This window comes from Nitrospina sp. P1_D6 (genome assembly GCF_052156615.1).
Taxonomy (GTDB): domain Bacteria; phylum Nitrospinota; class Nitrospinia; order Nitrospinales; family Nitrospinaceae; genus Nitrospina.
This window is the reverse complement of the sequence record NZ_JBQKUN010000003.1, coordinates 78,308-95,412: the sequence shown is the minus strand read 5'-3', so window position 1 is coordinate 95,412 and position 17,105 is coordinate 78,308. Positions and strand designations below refer to the sequence as shown.

Annotated in this window: 16 protein-coding genes and 2 tRNA genes; 9 read left to right on the top strand and 9 right to left on the bottom strand. The window is 57.2% G+C overall.

The window, feature by feature from the left end; translation table 11 throughout:
* Window positions 1–30 precede the first annotated feature (30 nt).
* Window positions 31–804, bottom strand: a complete 774-nt coding sequence (locus ACTRXA_RS06645) for an ADP-ribosylglycohydrolase family protein (protein ID WP_442426425.1) — start codon at window positions 802–804, stop codon at window positions 31–33.
* Window positions 805–1,194: 390 nt separating this feature from the next.
* On the opposite strand from ACTRXA_RS06645, the gene ACTRXA_RS06640 reads away from it, so the two are divergent.
* The 5 genes from ACTRXA_RS06640 to ftsY all read left to right on the top strand — a co-directional run bounded on the left by ACTRXA_RS06640 (window position 1,195) and on the right by ftsY (window position 8,141).
* Window positions 1,195–3,273 (top strand): methyltransferase domain-containing protein, encoded by a 2,079-nt coding sequence (locus tag ACTRXA_RS06640; RefSeq protein ID WP_442426424.1) that lies wholly within the window; start codon window positions 1,195–1,197, stop codon window positions 3,271–3,273.
* Window positions 3,274–3,288: 15 nt separating this feature from the next.
* Entirely contained in the window at window positions 3,289–4,122 is an 834-nt protein-coding gene (locus ACTRXA_RS06635; protein WP_442426423.1) for an MBL fold metallo-hydrolase, read from the top strand.
* Between the two features lie 92 nt (window positions 4,123–4,214).
* A complete protein-coding gene (locus ACTRXA_RS06630; protein WP_442426422.1) occupies window positions 4,215–5,816 on the top strand; it encodes an SDR family oxidoreductase in 1,602 nt (533 codons plus the stop codon).
* A 58-nt stretch (window positions 5,817–5,874) separates the two neighbouring features.
* Window positions 5,875–7,056 carry an FG-GAP repeat domain-containing protein gene (locus ACTRXA_RS06625; RefSeq protein WP_442426421.1) on the top strand — a complete coding sequence of 394 codons (1,182 nt, stop codon included), beginning with the start codon at window positions 5,875–5,877 and terminating at the stop codon, window positions 7,054–7,056.
* A 128-nt stretch (window positions 7,057–7,184) separates the two neighbouring features.
* On the top strand, window positions 7,185–8,141 hold the full coding sequence (gene ftsY / locus ACTRXA_RS06620; protein ID WP_442426420.1) for a signal recognition particle-docking protein FtsY: 957 nt from the start codon (window positions 7,185–7,187) through the stop codon (window positions 8,139–8,141).
* Between the two features lie 24 nt (window positions 8,142–8,165).
* Here the strand turns inward: ftsY and ACTRXA_RS06615 are convergent, their stop codons facing one another.
* Together ACTRXA_RS06615 and ACTRXA_RS06610 are read right to left on the bottom strand one after the other, a co-directional pair.
* Window positions 8,166–10,160, bottom strand: a complete 1,995-nt coding sequence (locus ACTRXA_RS06615) for an Lnb N-terminal periplasmic domain-containing protein (RefSeq protein WP_442426419.1) — start codon at window positions 10,158–10,160, stop codon at window positions 8,166–8,168.
* 10 nt (window positions 10,161–10,170) lie between these two features.
* Window positions 10,171–10,683: a DUF3015 family protein gene (locus ACTRXA_RS06610; RefSeq protein WP_442426418.1), complete on the bottom strand. Its 513-nt coding sequence runs from the start codon at window positions 10,681–10,683 to the stop codon at window positions 10,171–10,173.
* Between ACTRXA_RS06610 and ACTRXA_RS06605 the strand changes: the two genes are divergently transcribed.
* Window positions 10,682–10,900: a hypothetical protein gene (locus ACTRXA_RS06605; protein ID WP_442426417.1), complete on the top strand. Its 219-nt coding sequence runs from the start codon at window positions 10,682–10,684 to the stop codon at window positions 10,898–10,900. The two genes, ACTRXA_RS06610 and ACTRXA_RS06605, sit on opposite strands and share 2 nt — an antisense overlap.
* A 171-nt stretch (window positions 10,901–11,071) precedes the next feature.
* Here ACTRXA_RS06605 and ACTRXA_RS06600 read toward each other — a convergent pair.
* From ACTRXA_RS06600 to ACTRXA_RS06580, 5 genes are all read right to left on the bottom strand, one after another.
* Window positions 11,072–11,145 (bottom strand) — tRNA-Cys (locus tag ACTRXA_RS06600).
* A 35-nt stretch (window positions 11,146–11,180) separates the two neighbouring features.
* Window positions 11,181–11,255, bottom strand: a tRNA-Gly gene (locus ACTRXA_RS06595).
* A 68-nt stretch (window positions 11,256–11,323) separates the two neighbouring features.
* Window positions 11,324–11,926, bottom strand: coding sequence for a glycerol-3-phosphate 1-O-acyltransferase PlsY (plsY, locus tag ACTRXA_RS06590; RefSeq protein WP_442426416.1), 603 nt, complete (start codon window positions 11,924–11,926; stop codon window positions 11,324–11,326).
* Window positions 11,927–12,003: 77 nt separating this feature from the next.
* Window positions 12,004–12,906 carry a sigma-70 family RNA polymerase sigma factor gene (locus ACTRXA_RS06585; protein WP_442426415.1) on the bottom strand — a complete coding sequence of 301 codons (903 nt, stop codon included), beginning with the start codon at window positions 12,904–12,906 and terminating at the stop codon, window positions 12,004–12,006.
* A gap of 15 nt (window positions 12,907–12,921) precedes the next feature.
* Window positions 12,922–13,692: an outer membrane protein assembly factor BamD gene (locus ACTRXA_RS06580; RefSeq protein WP_442426414.1), complete on the bottom strand. Its 771-nt coding sequence runs from the start codon at window positions 13,690–13,692 to the stop codon at window positions 12,922–12,924.
* A gap of 287 nt (window positions 13,693–13,979) precedes the next feature.
* Between ACTRXA_RS06580 and ACTRXA_RS06575 the strand changes: the two genes are divergently transcribed.
* Both ACTRXA_RS06575 and ACTRXA_RS06570 read left to right on the top strand, forming a co-directional pair.
* The gene (locus tag ACTRXA_RS06575) at window positions 13,980–14,657 is read left to right on the top strand and encodes a MotA/TolQ/ExbB proton channel family protein (RefSeq protein WP_244875010.1); all 678 of its coding nucleotides are present in this window, start codon (window positions 13,980–13,982) and stop codon (window positions 14,655–14,657) included.
* Between the two features lie 3 nt (window positions 14,658–14,660).
* Window positions 14,661–15,056, top strand: a complete 396-nt coding sequence (locus tag ACTRXA_RS06570) for an ExbD/TolR family protein (protein ID WP_442426413.1) — start codon at window positions 14,661–14,663, stop codon at window positions 15,054–15,056.
* Window positions 15,057–15,128: 72 nt separating this feature from the next.
* Here ACTRXA_RS06570 and ACTRXA_RS06565 read toward each other — a convergent pair whose 3' ends face one another.
* Window positions 15,129–15,431 carry a hypothetical protein gene (locus tag ACTRXA_RS06565; protein WP_442426412.1) on the bottom strand — a complete coding sequence of 101 codons (303 nt, stop codon included), beginning with the start codon at window positions 15,429–15,431 and terminating at the stop codon, window positions 15,129–15,131.
* Between the two features lie 345 nt (window positions 15,432–15,776).
* On the opposite strand from ACTRXA_RS06565, the gene ACTRXA_RS06560 reads away from it, so the two are divergent.
* Complete coding sequence (locus ACTRXA_RS06560; protein ID WP_442426411.1) at window positions 15,777–17,093, top strand: M18 family aminopeptidase; 1,317 nt, start codon at window positions 15,777–15,779, stop codon at window positions 17,091–17,093.
* Window positions 17,094–17,105: the final 12 nt, after the last annotated feature.

Genomic DNA, 17,105 nt, shown 5'->3' with positions numbered 1-17,105 from the left:
GTGCGGGTTTTGAAAAAATGTCCGGATTCCTCAGAGGCAGCTGTAGCGGTTGCAGAACAGGGTGGTGACACGCCGCAGGGGGGACTCGAGACGGTCCAGCACGATATCCAGGATGGTGTCGGGGATGTGACGGTAAAACGCATGGGCGACCGCGCCGGTGATGCAGGCGAGGGTGTCGCTGTCGCCTCCCAGCGAGACGGCCTTCCGCACCGCATCCTCGAAATCCGTCGATTCCAGAAAGGCGCGCAGGGCAGGCGGCACCGTTCCCTGGCAGGAGACGTCGAAGGTATGGTCGCGCCGCCGGATATCGAGCGGCGTGTGCAGGTCGTAACCGAAACGGGATTCGATTTCTCCGGCCAGCGCGTCTTTGTCCGATCCGCTGCGGGCGAGGAAAACCGCCAGCGCGGTGGCCTGTGCGCCTTTGATGCCCTCCGGGTGATTGTGCGTCACTGACGCGCTTTTTTCCGCCTCCAACAGAACGGATTCGATGGAGTCGAAGGCGAAGCCAACGGGACTGACCCGCATGGCCGAGCCGTTGCCCCAGCTGTTGTAGGGCTGGGAAGCGTCGGATTGTCCCCATTTCAGGAAACCACTCCCGTATCCGGCATCGGGATACCGCCGGAAATAGTTTTTCAGCGTGTCCCCGTAGCCGGTCCCATTGAAAATGCTGTCGGCCACGGCAACGGTCAACACCGTGTCATCGGTGAAGCGGGAGGTGTCGGTGAACAGTTCGAAATCGACGGTTTGGATGGGGGCGTGCTCGAAGCGGGACCCGATGATGTCGCCTGCGATGGCACCCAGCATGAACGACTCCTTTCATTGTTGCTGCGGGAATCCTTCTCTGGGGCGAAGCCTCTGTCCCCTTGCGGAAGGCGGGTGGATGCTGTCGTTATACCATTCCCATGGTGATTGACAAGGCGGCTGTCCATGGAAAGGACCGGACAGCCGAAATATCGCGGCTCTCTGAGGTAGGGCGCGGTTTATCATCGGTTTTGGGATTGTCTTGGTAACCCATTGAAAGTCAGAGGCTTTTAAGGTATGAAAGGATGCGGAAAAGCGTAGAATGTATTTGCCAGCGGAATCCCTTGCCCTTATTCTGAAACAAATCCACTAACCTTATTTTCCGGTACCCATTTGGACGCATCCACCACAACTTCGACCCTGCCTCCTGCCGAAACCGCGCCAGAAAGGGATGTGTTTCCTGTCTGGTCGGCGTTCCGTCTATTGGGTTTCAGCTTCCTTCTTCTGTTTTTCGAAGTGGCGCTGATCCGTTTCATTCCGGCGCACGTGCAGGTGGTTTCCTATTTCATTAATCTGGTTCTCATCTCCGCCTTTCTGGGCATGGGCGTGGGCATGATCCTTCAGGCACGCGGCCGCACCACCGTAATCGGGTTCGCCCCGTTGCTGCTGGTTCTGATGGCGGTAGTGAATTACTTTTCCAATGTCTGGGTGCAGGTGCCGCAGGCGCAGGGGGAATATTTGTGGACCACTATGGTGAAGCCCTCGGAAGCCGTGCAGACCTGGGGTATGGAGCCGGTGGTGTTCATCATTTTTATTTTGTCCACAATGGTATTCATTCCTCTGGGGTCGGGAATCGCCCGTGAGTTTGACCGGTTCAGACCGCTGGTCGCTTATTCGATCAACATTCTGGGAAGCCTGCTGGGCCTGGCGGTGTTTTCGCTGTTCAGCTGGCTGTCCATGCCGCCCATCGTGTGGTTTGCGTTTGGTTCTTTGTATTTTGCCGCCTTGTGTGTGGACAATCGCCGGGTGCTGGCTTCGACCCTATGCCTGCCGGTGGTGCTGTTTCTGGTTTACAGTTTGGGACACAACGGGAAGAACGGCGGGGAACTGTGGTCTCCTTATTACAAAATAAATTACTCCGTTCACGAAGATCATTTTGATCTGTCCGTGAATGGTTCATTCCATCAACACGCGCTGAATTTTTCGGATGAAGCTGTGGTCCGGTCTCCCTATAACAAAAGGGCAATGCAGGACTTCTCTGCGCCTTACCACTTTGCCAGATCCGTGGACCGGGTGCTCGTGCTGGGAGCGGGCACGGGAAACGATGTGACCATCGCACTTCGCCAGGGAGCAAAGCATGTGGATGCGGTGGAAATCGACCGCGAAATCCTGCGCCTCGGCAAACAGCATCATTTCCAGAAACCGTATGCGGACCCCCGGGTCAAGGTGCACAACGACGACGCGCGGGCGTTCCTGAAAAAAAGTAAAGAGAAATACGACGTCATTGTGCTGGGAACGCTGGACAGCCAGACGCTTCTGTCCAGCATGTCGTCGGTGCGACTCGACAATTACGTGTACACGCGCGAGTCATTCGAGTCCATCCGCGATCATCTCAAGCCGGGCGGGGTGCTGATTCTCTACCATTTGTCCGGCAAGTTTTTCATCGCGGAAAAAATATATACCACATTAATGGAAGTGTTCCGCGAACAACCGCTCATGCGTTACATTCAACCCGCGCACCTGTTCAATTTCACGTTTGTGGCGGGATGGTCGGATCAAATTGACGACAGCTTCTGGGACGATCCGGCCCTTCCCGCCTTTCAGGAAAAGTTCAACGTCCCCATCGGTCCCGATGGGAAGTTGATCCCGAAATACGAGGTTCCGACGGATAACTGGCCCTACCTGTACCTGCAGGAGCCGAAGGTGCCGAGCCACTACTTCAGTGTCGGTGCGTTCATTCTGGCTTTCTCCCTGGTGTTGGTGTGGTTGAGCGCGGGGGGAACGAAATGGAAGCATCGCCCGGACTGGACCCTGTTCCTGCTGGGGGCGGGGTTTCTCCTGCTCGAAACCAAAAGCGTCACCGAAATGTCCTTGCTGTTCGGGTCGACGTGGCTGGTCAACGTGCTCGTGTTTTCCTCCATCCTGGTGATGGTGCTGTTTGCCAACCTGGTTGTGATCCGCCGCTGGATTGAGAACCGGAATCTTCAATTCGGTCTGCTGATGGTCACTCTCATGATTTGCTTCCTTGCGCCCGTGGAAAATCTCCTGGCATTGCCACTGGCCCTGCAGTGGCTGGTGGGGAGTCTGCTGGTGGCCCTGCCCATTCTTTTTTCCAGTATTCTTTTTGCAATGGTGTTCGAGACGCGCAAGGCGGCGGCCCTGGCTTTGGGGTATAATGTGCTCGGCGCCGTGCTGGGAGGTCTTATGGAATACAACGCCATGCTGCTGGGCACCAAGCCCCTTTACCTGCTTTCCATGGTCATGTATCTCGGCGCTTTTTATTTTCTGCGGAAGGAAGCCACTCCCGCCTGAACGATACCGGACTTTATGCCTACATCCCTCGAAGACGAACTCGGGGACATACTCGAAAAAGCCCGCGACGGTAAAAACTGGTCGCAAAAGGACCTCGCCGCCGCCACCGGTGTGGACCTGCAACGCATCCAGAAAATGGAACGCTACGAGCAGGTGCCGGAGGATGCGGAAATAGATTTGCTGGCGGAGGCGCTGGACCTGGATGCCGCCTGCCTCCGCGCCATCTCGCACGAGGCCTGGTCCCCGAAACCGCCAAAGAATGATCCCGCCCTGGACCTCACCTGCCTCAATGTGTTCATGGGGCTGTACCCGGTGAAATGCTACCTCATTCGCTGCCCCGAAACCGGTGAGTCCGCGGTGGTGGACACCGGAGCCAGTCCGGATGCCCTCATTCAGAAAGCAAACGAGCTCAAGCTCAAGCCATCGAAGATTCTGCTCACGCACGCGCACCCGGACCATGCCGGGGGGCTCGACAAGCTGGACCGGGCTTTCTCCTGCCCTTCCTTCATCCATGAAAAGGAACTGCGGCCGCGCGGCAGTCGCAACCTTCAATTCGTTAATGACGGCGACGTGTTGGAAGTGGGAAACATGAAGGTGGAGGTTGTGTTCACCCCCGGTCATACTGCGGGCGGTGTGTCCTACAAAATTCACGACACCGTTTTCTCCGGCGACTGCATTTTCGCCGGGTCGATGGGCCGCGCCAACGCCTCCTGGCCGGGGTTGTACCGTTCTATCACCGAACGCCTGCTGGTGTACCCGGATGCCACCCGACTGCACCCCGGGCACGGTCCCGCCACCACCGTCGGCGAGGAAAAACGCCACAATCCCTTCTTTTGCGGCAAGGTGTGAACTTTCCTGATTGGGGCCCTCCTCTTTAGCAGGTTCCTCCGGATTCCCAGAGTTTTCTTGAAAATCCGCCATGCCGCCCCCATATTGGAAGCATGGATCCAGAGAAGGTGAATTACCACTATTGCGACGATCTCCCGACCCGGTCTCTGCCCGCGGGCACACTCATACTCGTTACCGGTGCCAATGGGTACGTGGCCAAGAGACTGGTGCCGGAGTTGCTGTACCGTGGCTACCGGGTGCGGTGCATGATGCGCAACCGCGTGCTGACGCCCCTTCTGGAACACCCCAACCTGGAGTACGTGTATGCGGATGCGCTCGATAAGGACAGCCTGAACGAGGCCCTGCGCGGGGTGCATACAGCGTATTACCTGATCCACAGCCTGCGCCTGGAAAAAAGGAAATTCGCCCAGGCGGAAAAAGTGTCGGCGCAGAATTTCAAAGAAGCGGCTGAGGAAAACCGCATTCAAAAGATCATCTACCTGGGCGGGCTGGGCGAGGACTGCAAACAGATTTCCTGGCATCTGAAAAGCCGGATGGAAGTGGGGCAAATCCTCTCCGAGGCCAGCATGACCGTGGTGCACCTGCGGGCGGCGATCATCATCGGAACCGGAAGCGCTTCCTACGAGCTGTTGAAGTCGATGATTTTGCACATGCGCTGGATTCCCTTTCTTCCGGAATTCAACTCTCTGTGCCAGCCCATCGCCATTCGGGATGTCATCAAATACCTGGTGGGGGTACTGGAAACGCATGAAATCGAAACCGGGCAGTACCCCATTGGGGGTCGCGACACCATGTCGTACCGGGAGATGGTCCTTCGCTTCGCCGGATTGTACGACCGCCGCGTCCGGTTTTTCGATGTGTCCTGGGTGCCGGTCCCGGTCAACATGCTGTGCCGGATTTTTTCCTTCTACCTGCACCTGTTCATCTCCGTGCCGGTCAACATCACCTGCCTTCTGCTGGAAAGCCTGCGTACCGATGTGATCGTGACCGATGACACCATTCGCGGGATCGTGCCGTTTGAGCCGCTGGATTTCGACACCGCCGTGCGCTGGGCGTTTGAAAAGGAACAAAGCTCGCGCGTGTTTTCGCACTGGAGCGATGTGCCGCCGGAAGACATGGCCGATCTCATGCCGCTGGCCCAGTACGAATCGGCGCACTTCCTGTTCGATGAACACGAGCGAAAAATTCCCGCAAATTTGGAGCAAACCTTCCAGATGGTGTGCCGCATCGGGGGGCCTTACGGCTGGTTGCACGGCAACCTGTTGTGGGAGATCCGGGGGTTCATCGACCGCCTGCTGGGAGGGGTTGGGCTGAAGCGGGGACGGCGTGACCCGTTTGACCTGTGTGTCGGCGACTCGGTCGATTTCTGGCGGGTGGAAAAGCTGGAGCCCTGCAGGGAACTTCTGCTTCGGGCGGAGTTGATATCACCCGGTTACTCCTGGTTGCAGTTTTTGCTGGAACCGGCGGAATCGGGCCAAACCCGCCTCATCCTCCGTGCTCATTTCATCCCAAAGCCCTTCTGGGGCCACCTGTACTGGTACACGCTTTCCCGTTTCCACACTTATATTTTCCGCGGCATGCTCAATCATTTTGAACGCGAAGCCCGGTTGACCGATTCCTTCGGCCGCACCCCGCTCGGAGATGCGAAGGGCGCTGCCAGCGGGCAAATGCCCGAAAAAGAAACCTCAGTCTAAGGTTGTTGCAACCCGGTGGCTGTGCTATCCTCACCCATATAAAAGTGTGCAGGTAATTATGAAGCGGTTTGTTTTTTATACCATTATATTGGTCCTGGGTGTTTCCCTGACAGGGTGCCCCCAATCCAACTCCCAACCCCAGAAACGCATTCCCCCGCTGTTCATGATCAATGCGGTGTATGACACGGGGAAAGAACCGTCCTACCTGGTGACGGACGATTTCGATGCGGACGGTCATCTTGACCTCGTGGTGCTCAACAGCGGGGAACACAACCTGTCTTACCTGAAGGGAAAGGGAGATGGCACCTTTCAGGAAGGCATCGTCATCAAAACCGGTGCCGATCCCATCGCTACCGCGGTCGCCGATTTCAACAACGACAGGTTGAAGGACCTGGCGATCCTCAATTATCAGGATGGCACTCTGCACATCCTGCTGAACTCCGGCGGCGGCAGTTTCCGCAACACGGGCAGCATCATCAAGCCGGGGCGCATCCCGATCAACCTGACGACGGACGATTTCAACGGAGACGGGTTGCCGGACCTCATGGTTTCCCTGCGCTTCCATAAGGTGGTGTATTTGGAGGGCAAGGGCAACGGCGTGTTCGCCGAACCGGTGGAGATTGCAGTGCGGGGTCAGCCGACCGGTGTGATTTCCGGCGATTACAACAAGGACGGGTTTCGGGATCTGGCGGTGGCACTGGCGGGTTCCGGCAACACCGGCGTGCAGATTCTGTGGGGAGAGGGCAACGGCAAGTTCGATCCCGGTAAGAATTTCCGCGGTGGCGGGCAGCCGCTGACCATCGCCAACATCGACGCCAACAACGACGGCAAAGTCGACCTCGTGACATCCAGCAATTCCCTGCATGCCTTGACCATGGTCATGAATGACGGCGACAAGAAGTTCCACGCTCTCCGGGATTTCGCGGCGGGGGAGTTTCCCAAGTTTATTGTTGCGGCGGATTTTTCCGGCGACGGCATTGAGGATCTGGCGGTCTCCAACGCCACCAACGACACGATTTCCGTCACGCTGGGTCGGGGAGACGGGACCTTTATCTATCCTCCCGTGATCCATTACGTGGATGAGTACCCGCAGGGAATGGCGGTGGGTGATTTCAACCAGGACGGGCATCTGGATCTTGCCGTATCCTGTCGGGATAAAAACCTCATCACCATCCTGCTGAAGCAGGGGAAACAACCTTCCCCCTTGCCCAGGCCCACCGTGCAGAAAACTTCCGGCTGAAGGCTGGCCGGGTCTCCGGGCTTTCCGGGGAAAACATCCCTGTCGAGTCCGCCTCAAAAAAATTACCCGAACTACCATGCCAAGTTGCCGGTCCGATTGAGTTTCCGGCCTGATATAATCACCCAAACATGAACGATTCCACCGAACCCAGAATTGAAGAGGAAAAACAGGGCGGCTTTTTTTCTCGGCTCAAAAGCGGGCTGAGCAAAACGCGCGACTCGTTTTCCAAGGGCATCGACAACATCGTGCTCGGCAAGGCCAAGGTCGGGCCGGAGTTGATGGATGAAATCGAGGAGGCCCTGCTCATCGCCGATGCCGGTATGAACTCGACAAGCAGGATTCTTGGCGAGTTGAACCACGAGGTGGCGCAAAATCACCTGCGCACCCCGGAGCAAGTGCAGGCGCATCTGAAAACCATCATGGTGCGGTTGTTGAGCGAACACCAGACTCCGTGGGACCTCGCGTCGAAAAAACCGTTTGTGGTGCTGGTCATCGGCATCAACGGCTCCGGCAAAACCACCACCATCGGCAAGCTCGCGCAGAAATGGTCGATGGAGGGCAAGAAGGTTCTGCTTGCCGCAGGCGACACGTTCCGCGCGGCGGCAATCGAGCAGTTGCAGATGTGGTCGGAGCGAGCCGGGGTGCCCTGCATCGCGCAGAAACATGGAGCCGACCCCTCCGCTGTGGCGTTCGATGCGGTGCAGGCGGGTATCGCGCGCAAGTCCGACATCGTGCTCATCGATACCGCCGGGCGATTGCAGACCAACACCAACCTGATGGAAGAACTCAAGAAAGTGAAGCGCGTCATCGGCAAGGTGCAGGAAGACGCGCCGCATGAGACCATGCTGGTGCTCGACGGCAGCATCGGCCAGAACAGCATTTCGCAGGCCCGCCTGTTCCACGAAGCCCTGCACATCGACAGCCTCATCATGACCAAGCTGGACGGTACCGCCAAGGGCGGCATCCTGTTCAACATCGTGCAGGAAATGAAACTGCCGGTGCGCTACATCGGCGTCGGCGAAAAAGCCGACGACCTGCAGGAATTCGATCCCACCGCCTTCGTCAACGCCCTGTTCGCGCGTTGAACCTCAGCGCGAAGTTTCGTATTTTCAGAAGTAAAGGTTGAGCGACAGCACACCCTCGTCGGTGTGGCCGGTGCGCCGGTATTCGAGACGCACATCCACATTCTGCGACGCGCGGTAGCGTCCCTGCGCCGTCCACTCGATGACTTCCGAGTCGTGCCCCATTGGAAAGCGTTTGTACTCGCCGCCCACAAAAACCCGCCAGTCGCGGTTCAGCGTGTAGAAGGCGCCGCCCGTGCCGCCGCCGCCCAGCCGGAAGTTGTCGTCGAAACTGCCGGAGGTCTCCGCATCGGCCTCGAGCATGGCGAACAGCAGGAACGGCGAGTCGTGTCCCGGCTCGTAGGTGAGGCCCACGCCGGTGGTGCCGCCGAAGGCAAGGCAGTATTCGCAGTCAAAATCCCGCACCCGCTCGAAGCCCAGGTTCACTCTCCAGGAAGGACGTTTGAAGATCGGCTCGAAGGGGGTGAGGGTGATGATGTCGAGCAGTTGAAAACGTTCCACCCGCCAGCGTTGCGATTCGTGATAGTAGCGGTACAGGCCGTCCATCATGAGGATCTGTGAATGGCGGTCGTAACCGGTTTCGTCGGCAAGCAGGTCGTGCAGGGCGGGACGGTATCCCACCTCCTGAAACAGCTCGCTGTCGTTGAGCCCGGTGGCAAGGCGGAAACGGTCGGTGCCGTGGCCTTCTTCCGGCGGCGAGGAAAACCGCGTCACCTGGGAGTCTCCCCGCTGGTGATTGAGGCGCGCGCGTTCCAGCAGGATCTCCTGCGGGATGCGGATGGGAGCCATCGGGTTCACCGCGCGGTCCTGCACGTACAGGTATTCGAGGTAATCGAGGTAGGCGTCCAGCACCAGCGCTTTCTGCGGGACGGTCAACGCGCCGTACGGTTTTTCCTTGAGCGCCGATTTGTCGTCCGCCAGGGCGTACAGGACGCGGCGTTCCCCGGACTCCATCTGCTCGATCTTGTGATTCATCTTGCTCAGGATGGCGGGACGGTAGAACACGGAATTCACCAGTCCCGGTTGTTCCACCAGTGCCTTGATAGTGTCACCGGGAATGACGGAGAACACGAAGCCGTCGGTCAGCCGCCATTCCGGGTTGGCCGTTTCCAGCACGGTCAGCATGTGGTAGGAACAGTTTTCCTGAAAATAGTAGTAATCGAATTCAATGTTGCCCAGCTCCCACAGGTGGCGCAGGAGATAGTCCATCTGTTCCGCCGTCAGGTTCAGTTCGTACTCCCACAGGTCGCGGCTTTCCCAGTTGTTGTACTCCTGCACCTTGATCGAATAGGGAAACACCGTGAACGTTCCCGAAAAAAAACCCCCGACCCCCTTGATGGCATAGAGAACGGGATTGTCCGTGTCCGGGTTGGCGGCGTAGTTGACGCCGTAGTTGAGGAGCTTCTTGTAACGGCCGCGCGAATGACTGTCGATGCGGAGCAGGGTGTGACCGAACATCGACGACGGATTGTTCATGTAGTAGGAAGCGAAAACCAGCGTGATTTTTTCCGGATCGAGGCGTCCGATCCAGCGCTCCAGCCGCGAGCAGGGCTGGTCCGACAGACGTGCTGGATCGAAGTTCAACCGCTCGTTCAGCCACTTGTAGCGGGCCGGGAAACGGCACTGCGGATGCATGACGCCTTCCGGCACATCAGCCTGTTTTTGAAAGAACGCGATGAGCGTGGCGTCGAGTTCTTTTTGCGGATCGGTCTTGCCCTCAGGCGATAGAAAAAATTCCGGCGCGTCGGCCTCGCTTTCCAGATGCCCCCACCAGTTGGTGCGGTAATGACCCAGCAGACGCCAGCGGCGTTCTTCCGAAAGGTTGAGGGAGCGCGCCCGGTCGATGAGTTCCCACGCATATGCGGGGCCTTCAGGCTGGGCCTGCGCTGTTTCAATGGAAAGGAATCCGGCAAAAGCCAGGAAAACGGCGAATCGAATAAAGAGTGAAAGAGTGAGGGTCAAGGCGGGAAAAATAAAAGAATGCCGGCTCCGGATCACCCGGAAGCCGGCATCCTTGTTCAAGCGGTTTGATTCAGCCGATGATTCCGGTGCAGGCTTTGGACAGGTTGCCGTCCTGGGCCAGTACGCCGTTCAGGTTCATCAGCATGTCTTTGTGCGTGGTTTCGGAGCTGGTGATGATGCTGCCGAAATTCTGCTGGGTGACGGTGCCGAAATCGGAAAAGTTCGTTTCCGTGCAACCGTACAGGGAAGCCAGGGTGTTCAGGTTGTCGCCTTCGCCCATGGCCATTTCCTTAACGAGAGTCGAGAAATTGATTGCGGCGAAAACTTCGCGCTCTTTCTCTACCTTGAAAATGCTGTCATTGCAGTTGGAAGTACCGGTGGTGATACCAAACGTCTGGCTACCGAACGTGCCGTTCGTGGTGGAAGCCAGAATCTGGAAAACCGGATCTTTTTGCTTGGACGCATCCTGCCAGACCAGGGAACCCAGTCCGCAACCCGCTTCGCCGTAACCGGCAGCCAGCGCGTTGCCAGAGAAACACATCATCGAGAACAGGATGGAACCCACCAATAGCATTTTCTTCATGGATGATCTCCTCTTGATGTTGGAAATTAAACGCCACCAGAGCGCTGTCAGCGACCCGGTGGGCGCTGCTTGCGGAAATTGTGAAGCAAATCGTGTTGCCGACAATTTCAATTCATGGAGTCTAACACATTCACCTTACCTGTACAACAAATTGCGCCATCCCGGGCAAGCCAAAGTAATTGAAAGTATTGGTTCAATCGGGGGTGTTTGGAATTAACGGAATAAAAGATTGAATTCGGCTTGGTTAAGCTTGCATGCAGGTTCACCCTGTTCAGGGAAAATCGATTGTTACGCCAAAATAATAATTTCAATCTCATCCTGGAAAAATGAGGGAAGGGAGCCGGGATTGAATGACCGGGAGAATTCCAAGTTCTGGGAGTTGGGAAAATGGAGGCACCGGGCGGATTCGAACCGCCGATAAGGGTTTTGCAGACCCCTGCCTTACCACTTGGCGACGGTGCCGGAATAAAAAGAGAAAGAAACCGGAAGGGGAAAAATGGAGCGGGAGAAGGGATTTGAACCCTCGACCTCAACCTTGGCAAGGTTGCACTCTACCACTGAGTTACTCCCGCGCATTTTCCATTTTTGGGGAAGTTCCCTGAGAAATTCATTATATTTTTTGAGGGCGGATTGTCAAACGCTATTTTTTCAGGAATTTGCTTTCGGTGCCGGCGCGCAGGCGGGACAGGTTGTCTTTGTGCTTATAGAAGGTGAGCCCCGCGGCCGCTCCGGCGACGGCAATGTAGGACGGAGGGGCAGAAAAAAACCAGCCCAGCACGGGGATGGTCACCGCGGCTGCGAGGGAGCCCACGGACACGTAGCCGGTGATCCCCAGCAACAGGGCGAACATCAGCACCCCGCCTCCCGCCGCGGCGGGCATCAGGAACAGGTAGATGCCCAGCCCGGTGGCGATGCCCTTGCCACCCTTGAATTTGAGGAACAGCGAGAACACATGGCCGAGAAACGCCAGAAGGCCCGCCCCGGCGATCTGCCAGGTGGTTGCCAGCGTGGTGGCGGCGAGCCAGCAGGCCAGGTAGCCTTTACCGCAATCACCCACCAGGGTCAGGATGCCTGCCTTGCGTCCCAGCGTGCGCGCCACGTTGGTGGCGCCGATGTTGCCGCTTCCCTCCTTGCGGATGTCGATGTTTTTGAGCCGGGCGATGAGCAGGCCGAACGGAATGGATCCCAGTAAAAATGCGCAGGTCCAAATCACACCTGTCAGGGCGAGGTTGGTTTCGTTCATAGACGGTTAAAGGTCGGCTGGGGTAGGTCGTGCAGGGTTTGTTGGAATCGAGAAACCAGGGCGCGTCATGCGGTACCTCATGAGTCCAGGTGATCCTGTAAGGATTCACCGGCGGAGCGCACCTTGAGCCGCATCTTGGCGCGTTTTTCAATCTGCCGCACGCGTTCGCGCGACAGTCCCATGGCCTGCCCGATTTCCTCCAATGTTTTGGGGTCGCCGTCGAAACCGAAACGCATGCGGATGATTTTCTCCTCGCGCGGCGACAGATGGTGCAGCAGGTCGTCGATCTTTTTCCGCAACGTGTCCCGCATGATCTGGTCGTCGTACGGAATGTAATTCGGGTTTTCCAAAAGGTCGAGGTACGGCGTCGTTTCGTTTTCCTTGAGCGGGGTGTCGAGCGACAGGTACGTGCGGTAGGCACGCATGATCGACTCGATGTCTTCCACCTTGTATCCGAGGTCTTCCGCCACCTCCAGCGTGGTTGGTTCGCGTTCGAGGTCGTTGGTGAGCTTCTTGTATTCGCGTTCGATCTTGTACAGCTTGCCCGCCTGCTTGATGGGCAGTTTCACCGTGCCCGCCTGTTCCGCCAGGGCGTGCATGATGGCCTGGCGGATCCACCACACTGCGTAGGTGATGAACTTGACGTGACGTTCGCCGTCGAAACGCTTCGCCGCCTGGATCAGGCCGATGTTGCCTTCCTCGATGAGGTCCTGCAGGGACAGCCCGCATCCACGGTACTTGTTGGCGACGGTGACCACGTACTTCAGGTTGCGCCGTACCAGCTCATGCATGGCCTGAGCGTCGCCCGCCTTGATCTGACGGGACAGTTCTTCCTCTTCCTCACGGGCCAGCGGTTTGAGTTTGCTGATCTCGTTCATGTAATGAGTCAGCGCATCGGGCACTGCGCCCCGGTTGTCCTTCTTGGCGGGGCGGGCGGACCGTTTGGTCGACTTCGATGTATTCAATCCTTTTTTTGCCATGTCTTTTCGATTATATCAGGGAATTTCCCTGAGGCGAGACCGGGCTTCGCGCACATAGGGACTGCGCGGATACGATTTCACCAATTGTGCGTAGGACTTACGTGCATTTTCAAAGTTCTGCTCAAAAAAATAAGATTCCCCCAGCAGGAAGTAAGCCTCGTCGATGAAAGGCGATTCCGGGTATTTATTGATGATTGTCTGGAACCGGTTGATCGCGGACAAAAACGAACTCGTTCGGTAATAAAACCGCGCGATTTCCATCTGGTTGTCCGCCAGGCTTTTTTTGCATTCCTGGATTTTTTGACGGGCTTTACTGGCAAATGGACTTTCAGGATGCTCGTCGAGCACCTTTTGAAAATTCCGTATGGCATTCTCCGCGGCGGTCTGGTCGCGCAGGGCCGTGTCCATCAGGCCATAGTCGCAAAGCGCACGGTAGTACATGGCCTGAGCCGTTCTGGGGTGTGCGGGGTACAGCTCGACAAAGCGTTCGTAGTGAAACTTGGCCTCAAGATATTCGTCCATCAGATAATGGCTGTGCGCGAGCAGGAGCAGGCCCTCCACTCGTTCCGGACTGTCCGGAAATTCCTGCAGCAGGTCGTTGAGGGTGCGGATCACCTCCGGATAATTGTTGCCCTTGAAAATGGACTTTGCCTCTTTCAGCAAGCCCTCAGGGGTTTTCGGCGGTGGTGTGAGTGCGGCACACCCGGTTGCGGCCAAAGCCAGGATCAGCAGGGCGAGCAGGGAGCGGCAGGACGTTTTGCAGCGGTTCAGCATGATTGGATACACAGAATCTCCCTCAGGACATTCTCTATAATAGCATTGTTTTATTTAATTTTATTGCAAGAAACAGAGCTTTCCGTTTGTGCCTTGTCATGGGACAAACGTTCATGATATAAGAGCTAAGTATTTGTCAATTCGAGACTAATGCCATGCCTCCTGCCAGAGCCACCCGTTTTCCCCAAAGTTTTCCGCCCGGTTTCCGCGCCATTCTGGCCGCTTTCACAATAAATTTTCTTTTCACATCGAATTCATGGGCGCAGTCGAAACCCGCCAGTACCGCGGACTGGGACTTTTTGTCCATCATCGAAAAGGGCGGATTCATGATGTACCCCATCATTTTCTGCTCCATCCTGATGGTGGGCATTGCCATTGAGCGCATGTACAACCTGCGGCGCAAGCACATCATCAACCCTGACTTTCTCAAAAAAATACGCGACCACTGGAACTGGCGCGACATTCAGCTGGGTCTCCAGTTGTGCCATGGCTACGACACCTCGCTCGCGCGTATCTTGAAAGCGGGACTGTTGCGCTTCGGCGGCAAGGTGGATGAAATCGAACGCGCCATTGAAGGCGCGGGCCAGCACGAAGCGGCGCTGCTCACCTCCAACCTGCGCGTGCTGGGAGCGGTGGCCAACATCACGCCCATGCTGGGCCTGCTGGGCACGGTATTCGGCATGATCAAAGCGTTCAACGTCATCTCGCAAAGCGGCACGGGCGATCCGGGCCTGGTGGCGAGCGGCATTTCGGAAGCGCTCATCACCACCGCTGCAGGCATGATGGTCGGCATTCCGGCGCTGGCGTTGTACCATTATTTCCGCGGGCGTATCGAGCGCTTCGTGTTCGAGATGGAAGAGGTGTCGTTCCAACTGGTGGAAGAGTTGTCCTTTGAAGCAATGAAAAAGAACCAGGACAAACAACGCAAGGAAGGTGAAGGCAAACCGCCCACCAAATCCCAGCCGTTCCGGGCCTGACCGATGTATTTCAAACGCGAGGAAGAAGAAAACTATTCGCTGGAACTCACGCCTCTCGTGGACGTGGTGTTTCTTCTTCTGATTTTTTTCATGGTGTCCACCGCGTTTGTGGACTTCCCCCGCCAGTTGCAGATCGACCTGCCCACTTCTAAAAAGTCCAGTGAACTGAAAGAACGCGAGCGTCTGGAAATCGAGATGACGAGCGGGGAAGAAATGTTCCTGAACGGCAAACCCATCACTGTCAAGGAACTGGAAACGAAAGTGGAAGCGATCGAATCGCCGGCCGGCCAGCAGGCGCTCATCCGCGCCGACAAGGCGCTGGCTTACGGCAAGGTGGTGGAGGTGATGGGCATTTTACAGGCGGCGAAGATCGCCGATATCAGCATCGCCGTCAAGTGACGGTCCCGCCTCAGGTCAAAGAACGATTTCCCTTAAATTTAAAAACGTCTTGCCTGGATTGGGTGGTTGCCGTCACCGGGACGGTTTTTTGGCGAACTGCGGACCGCGTGTCTGGATCCACTCGTTCAGCCAGCGCACTTCGTCCTCTTTGAGGAATTTGAGCACGTGCTCCGGCGTGGGGTGGTCTTCGTCATTGATGACTGTGCAGTAATTCCTTTCGACATAGGCGGCGACGTGCGCCTTGTACTGGGGAAAACTTTTGAACAGTTCGCTGAAAATGTCCGCGTGGTATTCCGGATCGGGGTTGGCCGGATCGAATTTAAGCAGCTTCGGTGTCAGCGGGGTTCCAAATTTTGCGTCAACCACATCACCCATCAGTCGCTCCTCCTCATAATCGGGCTTCGTAATAGGCTCCCAAACCTTTGATAGCATAATGGAACAGGGGCCCGGGAGGAAACAGAAGATTTTGAGCCGGTTCGCTTCGCCGGGTTCCGGCAAGCCCCGGTTGCGGTATCTATTGTGTAACTTATTTAAAAAAAATGAGTTGAAAATGTCCGGGGGGATCACAATTTTTGCCGGGTTCACTGCGCCTTTTGGTGCAGGGATCGGTACGGAGGAGGGAGGATTTCGCCGCTTTTCGAAAACGGTTTGAATGGTCCTCGATTGCGGGTACCATATCGGTTCGGTTTTTTCATGCACTTTGATTGACAGGAAACACTCATGAAAGCATCTGCAAGTCCCCACCGGCCGCTGGCTGAAGCGCTGTTGGAATACATCGATGCCAGCCCGACGCCCTACCATGCCGTCGCCGAAACCGTGAGTCGGCTGCAGGCAAGGGGTTTTACGGAATTGAAGGAGGAGGACGCCTGGAGCCTGAAGCCGGCCGCGCGTCACTATGTCGTTCGGAACGGCACCTCCATCGTGGCCTTCGTGACGGGCACGCGGCCGCCGGAGGAGGCGGGATTCAAAATCGTCGGCGTGCATACGGACAGCCCCAACCTGCGCCTCAAACCCCATCCTGCCTACGAGAAAAACGGATACGGTCAGCTGGGTGTGGAGGTGTACGGCGGCGTGCTGTTGACCACGTGGACCGACCGCGACCTGTCACTCGCCGGGCGGGTGATGGTGCTGCGCAAACAGGGATTGCCGGAGGCGCGCCTGGTGCGGTTCGATCGGCCTCTTTTGCGCATCCCGCAATTGGCCATCCACCTCAACCGCAACGTCAACGATCAGGGACTGGTGCTGAACAAGCAGAGCCACCTGCCGCCCGTTTTCATGATGGCGGAAAAATCGCAGGTCACGGAAAACGTGTTGAGGCAATTGGTGTCGAAGGCGGTGAAGTGCAAGCCGGAGGAGATCGTGAGCCAGGACCTCATGCTGTTCGATACCCAACCCTCTTCGTTCGCCGGGGCGGAGGAGGAATTCCTGTTCGCGCCGCGTCTGGACAACCTGGCTTCCTGCCATGCGGCGTTGACGGCCCTTGGGGACGCTCCTAAAAAAGACGCCGCCACACGGCTGGTGGTGTTTTATGACAATGAAGAAGTGGGGAGCGAAACCGCGCAGGGCGGCGGCTCGCCGTTTTTGAAAGACACGCTGGAGAGGCTGGCCATGCAGTCGAAGCAGCCGCGTGAGGCCTTTCTGCGCGCGATGGCGAAGTCGCTGTTTATCTCCGCGGACATGGCGCACGCGGTGCATCCCAATTACGCCGACCAGCACGACATCCGTCACATGCCTCTTCTCAACCGCGGCCCGGTGATCAAATCCAACGCGGGTCAGCGGTACGCCACCGACGGTGAAACGAGCGCGCGCTTCGAATGGATTTGCAGGCAAGCGAAGGTGGCGGTACAGAAATTCGTGATGCGGTCGGACCTCGCCTGCGGCAGCACCATCGGCCCCATCACCGCGGCGAACCTGGGCATCCGAACCGTGGACGTGGGCAACCCCATGCTCTCCATGCATTCCGTGCGCGAGATGGCGGGTGCGCACGACCACGCGGACATGGTTCGCGTCCTGAAGGAATTTTTCCGTCCGGAATGAAACAGCGCGGCG